A 1,913-nucleotide genomic window follows, 5' to 3' on the forward strand; every position below is an offset into this window, starting at 1 on the left:
GAGCGGACCCACCCGACGCCGCATGAAGTCGTCGTCCTGTTCCTCAAGCTGTTTGATGCCCTGGAGCACATGCACGCGAAAAAGGTGCTCCATCGGGATTTGAGCCTGAGAAACATCATGGTCACCAAGGATGGCGAGCCGGTGATCATCGACTTTGGAGCGGCGGACTATGCAACCGCTGAAGATTTGACCGACGGGCCGCTACCCCCAGGAACGCCGCGCAACCGCAGCCCCGAGGCTCAAAGCTTCTGGGATGAAAACCGCCTCAAGCACGGGGCCCGTTACACGTTCAAGGAGACGGACGATAATTTCGCGCTCGGGGCCAACCTCTACGACGTGCTGACGGCCCCGACACCGGAACGCAGCGAGCGGCGGCCCGTGCTCAATAGCATGTTGCTGGTGCCGCCCACCCCGTATCGAGCAACCAAGGGGCGCGTTCCAGGGGAGTTGAGCGCCTACGCGATGCAGCTGATCCATCGTGACCTGGAGGTGCGGCCAGCGACGGCGAAGGATGCGCGGCGCCTCCTGGCAGACTTGGAGCGCTACGAGGGGGCCGATTGGCGAGAGCTCCCCATTCACCCGGCATCCTCGCAGCTACCGCCAGAGCCCCCGGAAGCGGAGCCCTTGCCAGTGGAAGCGCGACAACCCGAGGGTCCGCAGGCGCCGATCCCTTCCCATCCGCTCCCGGTACAAGTGAGGCCAGCGGATGCGGCGCCCGTGCCTTCTCCGGTGCAGGTAGCGCCAGCAGATGCGGCGCCCGTGCCTTCTGCTGCTGCGCGGGCTCCTGTGCAGCACAGCCCGCGCCGTGCGAGCTTGCGTCCGGTGTTCCTCGGGGCGTTGGCGCTCTCTGTCTTCGCGGCAGTCGTGGCCGCATCCCTGCTGCATACGTCAGCGCAACCCGAGCGGCCCCCCGTGGCCAGGAGCACACCAGCGGAGCAACCCCCAGCCTCAAGCACTCTGGCCGAAAAGCCGACAAGCCGCCCCGAGCGGTTAGCCTCCCCTCTCCCTACCCAGAAGGAGGCGAGCCCGTCCGTGAAGCTGCCCGACAACTCCCAGACTCTCACCAATGGCGTACCCGACCCGCAGCAAGTCCAGAGAGTCAGCGCACGGCGCGCGGTCATCAAGAAGTGCGCGGCGCTCGTGGCCTCCGTCGCATGGCTTGAAGCGGGCTGCACTGGCGTGCAGACACGCCCGGATCCCGAGCCGTGTCCCGAAGGAGCCCTGGAGGCGATGAAAGAGCTAGGGTGGGACGTGAGCTACGAAATCCCCGGACCCGGCATCCTGCTAGACGTGACCAAGGGGACCTATGAAGAGGCACGCGAACAACCTGATGCCGTTTGGAAGGATGGGCCCGTTACGGGTGCCCTGATCAGGGCGGAAGGCAAGGCACCTGCGGGGATGAGGGTAGATGGGCATCTGTGGACGACGGGAGATCACATCTATGGACGATACGTCCGTGCCCACCTTCCAGGCGGGCGCACCGTGCCGATCTGCCTCGAACTGGCGAACGAGGGCGAATTGGGCTCGACACTGGAAGAGGGCTCGAAGCCCGGCGCCCCTGTGGCCTCCAAGGTGTCCGGGACGGTGGCCGTTGAGCGTTGGAGGTGAGCCGGGCCCGGAGGAGCGCTTGCGCGCATTGGACAGGCACCGCGCGTCGGCCAGGTGTGGCTCCCTCCCGCATCGAGGTGGGCCTGCCGGGGCGTTCCGCTGATGCTGTAGCCAGAGATCGCGCCGCGTCTAACCTTGGGCGTCGTTCCATGTCCCTGCACATGGCAGGTAGTGTTTCCCTCCGTTGCGCGGCGCCCTTTCGCGCGCTGCCAGGAGCCGATCCCACATGTGTTGATGGTCCTCAGGGAGCGCGTGTTTCTGATCCTCAGTCGACCGGGATTCCAGATCTCAGATCTCCACCGTCA

The 1,913-nt window shown here is 65.8% G+C and carries 1 protein-coding gene; it reads left to right on the plus strand.

The features are described from left to right. Positions 1-1,608: serine/threonine protein kinase (locus KY572_RS46780; protein WP_224250311.1), on the plus strand; the 1,608-nt coding region annotated here is incomplete at its 5' end. Between the last annotated feature and the right edge of the window lie 305 nt (positions 1,609-1,913).

Source organism: Hyalangium gracile, assembly GCF_020103725.1.
Lineage (GTDB): Bacteria > Myxococcota > Myxococcia > Myxococcales > Myxococcaceae > Hyalangium > Hyalangium gracile.